The organism is Micromonospora phytophila, assembly GCF_023656545.1.
Taxonomy (GTDB): domain Bacteria; phylum Actinomycetota; class Actinomycetes; order Mycobacteriales; family Micromonosporaceae; genus Micromonospora; species Micromonospora phytophila.
Genome location: NZ_JAMOKF010000271.1, coordinates 1 through 7,557, shown reverse-complemented (window position 1 = coordinate 7,557; position 7,557 = coordinate 1). Strand labels below are relative to the sequence as shown.

At 73.5% G+C, this 7,557-nt stretch carries 3 protein-coding genes and 1 pseudogene; 3 read left to right on the top strand and 1 reads right to left on the bottom strand.

The genetic code is table 11. The features are described from left to right. Positions 1 to 407: pseudogene (locus tag NCC78_RS24265) on the bottom strand (GNAT family N-acetyltransferase); the annotation flags it as partial. Between the two features lie 155 nt (positions 408 to 562). Here NCC78_RS24265 and gltB point away from each other — a divergent pair. From gltB to NCC78_RS24250, 3 genes are all read left to right on the top strand, one after another. Next, the gene (gene gltB, locus NCC78_RS24260; RefSeq protein ID WP_250797262.1) at positions 563 to 5,317 is read left to right on the top strand and encodes a glutamate synthase large subunit; all 4,755 of its coding nucleotides are present in this window, start codon (positions 563 to 565) and stop codon (positions 5,315 to 5,317) included. Continuing rightward, a complete protein-coding gene (locus NCC78_RS24255; protein ID WP_250797261.1) occupies positions 5,310 to 6,818 on the top strand; it encodes a glutamate synthase subunit beta in 1,509 nt (502 codons plus the stop codon). The genes gltB and NCC78_RS24255 overlap by 8 nt, the downstream gene beginning before the upstream one ends. A 193-nt stretch (positions 6,819 to 7,011) precedes the next feature. Beyond that, positions 7,012 to 7,551 carry a hypothetical protein gene (locus NCC78_RS24250; RefSeq protein WP_250797260.1) on the top strand — a complete coding sequence of 180 codons (540 nt, stop codon included), beginning with the start codon at positions 7,012 to 7,014 and terminating at the stop codon, positions 7,549 to 7,551. The last annotated feature ends 6 nt before the right edge of the window (positions 7,552 to 7,557 follow it).

The window sequence follows — 7,557 nt, the reverse complement described above, 5'->3', positions numbered from 1 at the left end:
CGGGCGGCCACGTCGGCCGCGAAGCCGGCCGCCTCGGGGTCGAGAATCCGCACCGGTACGTCGGTGAGCGTGCCCGGGTCGGGCAGGGCCGCCGGGTCGAGCACCATCAGCGGCGCCTCCAGCACGGACAGCCCCGCCGAGCGGGCCACCGCGAGCAGGTCGGGGCTGGTCTCGTGCACCCACTCGAAGGCCTCGGGCAGGCCGAGTTCGCGCTGCCGCTCCCGTACGGCCGAGACGTCGGCCAGCGAGGGCGGCTCGGTGGCGTCGAGCCGGGGCCGGGCGTAGAACGGCCAGCCCGCCCCTTCCCGGGCGAAGAGCACCAGCGGGCCGTACTCCTCAACACGGGCCACGTCCCGGGGCACCGCGTCGTAGAAGCGTTCCAACCGGGCGAAGAGGTCCTTGTGCAGGGAATCCACCGCGCGAGACTACACGTCCCAGAGTCTGGAAGGTGTGATCAATCTGCACTGGCCTTGCGCCCCCCGCCCTAACGTAGACTCAATAGACCCTTGAGGGCCGACGTCGTCCCGACCGTGATCCACCCTGAGTGACGACAGGAGGCCCGGTGGCCTTTCCGTACCCTCACCACAGCCCGCAGTCGGCCCCGCACCTCGGCCCGGGAGCGCCCGCCAGCGGGCTCTACGACCCGGCACAGGAGCACGACGCCTGCGGTGTGGCCTTCGTGGCGGACCTGCACGGACGGCGCTCGCACGCGGTCGTGGCCAACGGCCTCGGTGCGCTCTGCCGGCTGGACCACCGCGGTGCCCGGGGCGCGGAGCACAACACCGGTGACGGTGCCGGGATCATGATCCAGGTGCCGGACGCGTTCCTGCGCGCGGTGGTCGACTTCCCGCTGCCGCCGGCCGGCCGGTACGCCACCGGCCTGGTGTTCCTCCCCGACGACGACGCGGCGGAGGCGCGGGCCCGGCGGGTGGTGGAGAAGTACGCCCTGGTCGAGGGCGCCGACGTGCTCGGCTGGCGGGACGTGCCGGTTGACCCGAGCGGGCTCGGCGAGACGGCCCTGGCGGCGATGCCCCGGGTCCGCCAGCTCTTCCTCGCCGCGCACCGGCTCACCGACTCGTCGGCCGGTCCGGCCGGGTCGCCGCTGCACGGCATCGAGCTGGAGCGGGTGGCGTTCTGCGTGCGCAAGCAGGCCGAGCGGGAGAGCGCCGAGCGGGGCGTGCCGGCGTACTTCCCGTCGCTGTCCTCGCGCACCATGGTCTGGAAGGGGATGCTCACCCCCGACCAGCTGCCGGCGTACTTCCCGGAGCTGACCGACGAGCGGGTGCAGAGCGCGATCGCGCTGGTGCACTCGCGGTTCTCCACCAACACCTTCCCGTCCTGGCCGCTGGCGCACCCCTACCGCTTCATCGCGCACAACGGCGAGATCAACACCATCCGCGGCAACCGGAACTGGATGCAGGCCCGGGAGGCGCTGCTGCGCTCGCCGAACATCCCCGGCAACATCCGCCGGGTCTTCCCGGTGTGCACCCCGGCGGCCTCCGACTCGGCGAACTTCGACGAGGTCCTGGAGCTGCTGCACCTGGCCGGGCGCAGCCTGCCGCACGCGGTGCTGATGATGATCCCGGAGGCGTGGGAGAACGACCCGGACATGCGGCCGGACAAGCGCGCCTTCTACCGCTTCCACGCCAGCCTGATGGAGCCGTGGGACGGGCCGGCGTCGGTCGCCTTCACCGACGGCGAGATCGTCGGCGCGGTGCTGGACCGCAACGGGCTGCGTCCCGGGCGCTGGTGGCTGACCTCGGACGGTCTCGTCGTGCTCGGCAGCGAGGCGGGCGTGCTCGACCTCGACCCGGCCCGGGTGGTCGCCAAGGGCCGCCTCCAGCCGGGCCGGATGTTCCTGGTCGACACCGTCGCCGGCCGGATCGTGCACGACGAGGAGATCAAGGCCGAGCTGGCCGCCGCGCAGCCGTACGACGAGTGGCTGCACGCCGGGCTGATCGAGCTGACCGACCTGCCGGCCCGCGAGCACATCGTCTACACCCACGACTCGGTGCGCCGTCGCCAGCAGACCTTCGGCTACACCGAGGAGGAGCTGAAGATCCTGCTCGCGCCGATGGCGCGCAGCGGCGCGGAGCCGATCGGTTCGATGGGCACCGACACCCCGATCGCGCCGCTGTCCACCCGGCCGCGACTGCTCTACGACTACTTCCACCAGCTCTTCGCCCAGGTCACCAACCCGCCGCTGGACGCCATCCGGGAGGAGTTGGTGACCAGCCTGGCGTCGACCATCGGCGCGGAGGGCAACCTGCTGGACCCGGGTCCGGCGAGCTGCCGCCAGATCGTGCTGCCCTACCCGGTGATCGACAACGACGAGCTGGCCAAGATCCTCTCCATCGACGAGGACGGTGACCTGCCGGGCTTCAAGGCGGTCCGGGTCTCCGGGCTCTACCGGATCCGCGAGGGCGGCGCCGGGATCAAGGCCCGGCTGACCGAGATCTGCCGGCACGTCTCCGAGGCGATCGAGGACGGCGTCCGGATCCTGGTGCTGTCGGACCGTGACTCGAACGCCGACCTCGCCCCGATCCCGTCGCTGCTGCTCACCGCCGCGGTGCACCAGCACCTGGTGCGGGAGCAGACCCGCACCCAGGTGGCGCTGGTCGTCGAGTCCGGCGACTGCCGCGAGGTGCACCACGCGGCGGTGCTGATCGGCTACGGCGCGGCGGCGGTCAACCCCTACCTGGCCTTCGAGTCGGTCGAGGACATGATCGCCACCGGAGTGCTGACCGGAGTCGCCCCGACGAAGCCCGACGAGCCGCCGTCGGAGATGGCGGCGAGGGCAGTGCGCAACTACGTCAAGGCCCTCGGCAAGGGCGTCCTGAAGATCATGTCCAAGATGGGCATCTCGACGGTGTCGTCGTACTGCGGGGCGCAGGTCTTCGAGGCCGTCGGGCTGCACACCCGACTGGTCGAGCGCTACTTCCGGGGCACCCCGACCAAGATCAGCGGCATCGGGTTGAACGAGATCCACGCCGAGGTCGCCGCCCGGCACGCCCTGGCCTGGCCGCCCGGCGGTGCCGTGGCGTCGGCCCGGCTGGAGGTCGGCGGCGAGTACCAGTGGCGCCGCGAGGGCGAGCTGCACCTGTTCAACCCGGAGACAGTCTTCCTGCTCCAGCACGCCACCCGCAGCCGCCAGTACGACGTCTTCCGCCAGTACACCGCGAAGGTCGACGAACTGGCCGCCCGGACCGGTTCGCTGCGCGGGCTGTTCACGCTGCGCACCGGGGTGCGCCCGCCGGTGCCGATCGAGGAGGTCGAGCCGGCCACCGAGATCGTCAAGCGCTTCGCCACCGGCGCCATGTCGTACGGGTCGATCTCGGCTGAGGCGCACGAGACCCTGGCCATCGCGATGAACCGGCTGGGCGGCAAGTCCAACACCGGCGAGGGCGGCGAGGACGTCGAGCGGCTGCACGACCCGGCCCGCCGCTCCGCGGTCAAGCAGATCGCCAGCGGCCGGTTCGGGGTGACCAGCGAATACCTGGTCAACGCCGACGACCTGCAGATCAAGATGGCCCAGGGCGCGAAGCCGGGCGAGGGCGGGCAGCTGCCGGGCAACAAGGTCTGGCCGTGGATCGCCCGGACCCGGCACGCCACCCCCGGCGTCGGCCTGATTTCCCCGCCGCCGCACCACGACATCTACTCCATCGAGGACCTCGCCCAGCTCGTGCACGACCTGAAGTGCGTCAACCCGTCCGCGCGGGTGCACGTGAAGCTGGTCAGCGAGGTCGGGGTCGGCACGGTGGCGGCGGGCGTGGCCAAGCTCAAGGCCGACGTCATCCTGATCTCCGGCCACGACGGCGGCACCGGCGCGTCCCCGCTGAACTCCCTCAAGCACGCCGGCACCCCCTGGGAGCTGGGGCTGGCCGAGGCGCAGCAGACGCTGCTGCTCAACAAGCTGCGCGACCGGGTCACCGTGCAGGTCGACGGCCAGCTCAAGACCGGCCGCGACGTGCTGGTCGCGGCGCTGCTGGGCGCCGAGGAGTTCGGCTTCGCCACCGCGCCGCTGATCGTCGAGGGCTGCGTGATGATGCGGGTGTGCCACCTGGACACCTGTCCGGTGGGCATCGCCACCCAGAACCCGGTGCTGCGGGAACGCTTCACCGGGAAGCCGGAGTTCGTGGAGAACTTCTTCCTCTTCCTCGCCGAGGAGGTCCGCGGCTACCTGGCCGAGCTGGGCCTGCGCTCGATCGAGGAGGCGATCGGGCAGACCGAGCTGCTCGACGTGACCCCGGCGATCGACCACTGGAAGGCCGGCGGGCTCGACCTGGCCCCCGTGCTGCACCTGCCGGAGCTGCCGGCGGGCACCGCCCGCCGCGGCGTCCGGGCCCAGGACCACGGCCTGGAACTGGCGCTGGACAACGAGCTGATCGCCCTCGCCGAGCCGGCGCTGCGCGACGGCGCCCCGGTGCGGGTGGAGGTGGCGGTGCGCAACGAGCACCGCAGCGTCGGCGCGATGCTCGGCGGCGAGGTCACCCGCCGCTTCGGCGGGGCCGGCCTGCCCACCGACACCATCGAGTTCGACCTGCGCGGCACCGCCGGGCAGTCGTTCGGCGCGTTCCTGCCGCGCGGGGTCACCCTGCGCCTGCACGGCGACGCCAACGACTACGTCGGCAAGGGCCTCTCCGGCGGGCGGCTCGTCGTCCGCCCGGACTCCGCCGCCCCCTTCGTCGACGGCGACGCCGCGCCGGGGGAGCGGGCCGAGGACCAGATCATCGCCGGCAACACCATCCTGTACGGGGCCACCGGCGGTGAGGTCTTCCTGCGCGGCCGGGTGGGGGAGCGCTTCGCGGTGCGTAACTCCGGCGCGGTGGCCGTCGTCGAGGGCGTCGGCGACCACGGCTGCGAGTACATGACCGGCGGGACCGTGGTGGTGCTCGGCCCGACCGGCCGCAACTTCGCCGCGGGCATGTCCGGTGGCACCGCGTTCGTGCACCGGTTGGACCGGCGCCGGGTCAACGCCGAGCTGGTCGACCTGGCGCCGCTGCGCGAGGAGGAGCAGGCGGTGCTGCACGAGCTGGTGCAGCGGCACCTGGCCGAGACCGACTCGGCCGTCGCCGAGGAGCTGCTGAAGCGTTGGCCGGAGGCGGTGGAGGAGTTCACCGCGGTGGTACCTCGGGACTACCGCCGGGTCATGGAGATCATGCGGGCCGCCGAAGCCGCCGGCCACGACGTCGACGACGCGGTGATGACCGCCCTCGCGGCGCCGGCCGCACCGCTCAGACAGTCCGCGCCGGCCGACGCGTCCGCGCCGGTGTCGCCCGCTTCGCGGGCGGTCGCCCAGGAGGTGGCTCGTGCCTGACCCGAATGGTTTCCTGCGCTACCCGCGGCGGATGCCGGCCCGCCGGCCGGTGCCGGTGCGGATCAGCGACTGGCGGGAGGTCTACCCGCCGGCCGGCGAGGAGCTGACCCGCGAGCAGGCCACCCGCTGCATGGACTGCGGCATCCCGTTCTGCCACGACGGCTGCCCGCTCGGCAACCGCATCCCGGACTGGAACGACCTGGTCCGCACCGGCAACTGGGACGCGGCGGTGGAGTCGCTGCACGCCACCAACAACTTCCCCGAGTTCACCGGCCGGCTCTGCCCGGCGCCCTGCGAGGCGGCCTGCGTGTTGGGCATCGGCGGCGGTGAGCCGGTGACCATCAAGCAGGTCGAGGTGGAGATCGCCAACGCGGCCGTCGCGCGGGGCGGGCTGCTGCCCCGTCCGGTGCCGGCGCCGTCGGGGCGGTCGGTCGCCGTGGTCGGCTCCGGGCCCGCCGGCCTCGCCGCCGCGCAGCAGCTGGCCCGCGCCGGTCACGCCGTGACGGTGTACGAGCGCGACGACGCGATCGGCGGCCTGCTCCGCTACGGCATCCCGGACTTCAAGCTGGAGAAGGAGCACATCGACCGGCGGCTGGCCCAGCTCGCCGCCGAGGGGGTGCGCTTCCGCACCGGGGTGGACGTCGGGGTCGACGTGACCGCCGAGCAGTTGCGCGCCGAGCACGACGCGGTGCTGCTGGCCTGCGGCGCGTTGCAGGGCCGGGACACCCCGGAGACCCCGGGCCGGCAGCTGCGCGGCGTGCACCAGGCGATGACCCACCTGGTCGCCGCCAACCGGGTGGTGGCCGCGGCGGCCGGCGGGGCGCCGGGCACGGCGGTGCTGCCCGACGGCACGCCGATCGACGCCGCCGGCAAGCACGTGGTGATCATCGGCGGCGGCGACACCGCCGCGGACTGCCTCGGGGTGGCGCACCGGCAGGGCGCGGCCGGCGTACACCAGCTCGACCTCTACCCGGAGCCGCCGCAGGCCCGGGACGAGGCCCGGGACCCGTGGCCGACCTGGCCGTGGGTCCTGCGCAACTACCCGGCGCACGAGGAGGGCGGCGACCGGGTCTTCGCCGTCGCGGTGCAGGAGTTCGTCGACGACGGCACCGGCCAGGTGCGGGCGGTCCGGATCGCCGAGGTGACGGTGGAGAAGCGGGACGGGCGGCGGATCGTCACCGCGCTGCCCGGCTCGGAGCGGGAGCTGCCGGCCGACCTGGTGCTGCTGGCGATCGGCTTCGAGGGCACCGAGGAGCAACCGCTGCTCGACCAGCTCGGGGTGGGCCGCAACGCCCGCGGCGCGATCGACGCCCGGCCGGACTGGCAGACCGCGGCCGACGGCGTCTTCGTCGCCGGCGACATGCACCGGGGCGCCTCGCTGATCGTCTGGGCGATCGCCGAGGGGCGCGCGGCGGCCGCCGCCATCCACGCGTACCTCGACGGGCCCGGTCAGTTGCCGGCCCCGGTGAGCGTGGCCACCCAGCCCCTCGCGGCCCGCTGACCGCGACCGCCGGCCCCGGACACGCTCGACTGTCCGGGGCCGGCGGCGTTCGTCGGCGCCGGGGAGCGGCGGACCGGAGAGCCGGTGCGGCGACCACGTGGTCCGCGCCCGTGTGAGCGAGGCCATGATCTTCGCGGGAGGGTGCGACGCTTTCGGGACCGGCCGCGATGAAGATCGTCGTTACGCTGCCGGTATGGATACCGAGGAACGCCTGCGCCGGATCCGCCGGTGGTTGTGGACCGTAGTGGTGGGTCTCTTCCTCAGCGGGGTGACCGCGTTCCCGCTGGAGATCGAGGTGCGCTGGCTGCTCCGGGCGCTCGATCCGCTCGCCGACGACCTCCCGGCCCTGGTCGGCTGGGTCGAGCGGGTCCACATCGGACTGGTGGAGACCGGCGACCGCTATCCCTTCATGCTCTACGGCACCGACTGGCTGGCCTTCGCCCACCTGGTGCTCGCGGTGGCGTTCTGGGGGCCGCTGCGCGACCCGGTGCGCAACGTCTGGGTGGTCCAGCTCGGCATGATCGCCTGCGCCGGGATCGTGCCGCTGGCGCTGATCTGCGGCCCGATCCGGGACATCCCCTGGTTCTGGACGCTGGTCGACCTCTCCTTCGCGGTGGGCGCCTTCCCGCCGCTCTGGTTCGCCTACCGGCACATCCGGGCGATCGAGGCGGCCACCGCCGCGCCGGCCGGGCCGCCGGTCCCGGCGGGGCCGGCCCCGGCGTCCGCCGGGTAGCGTCCG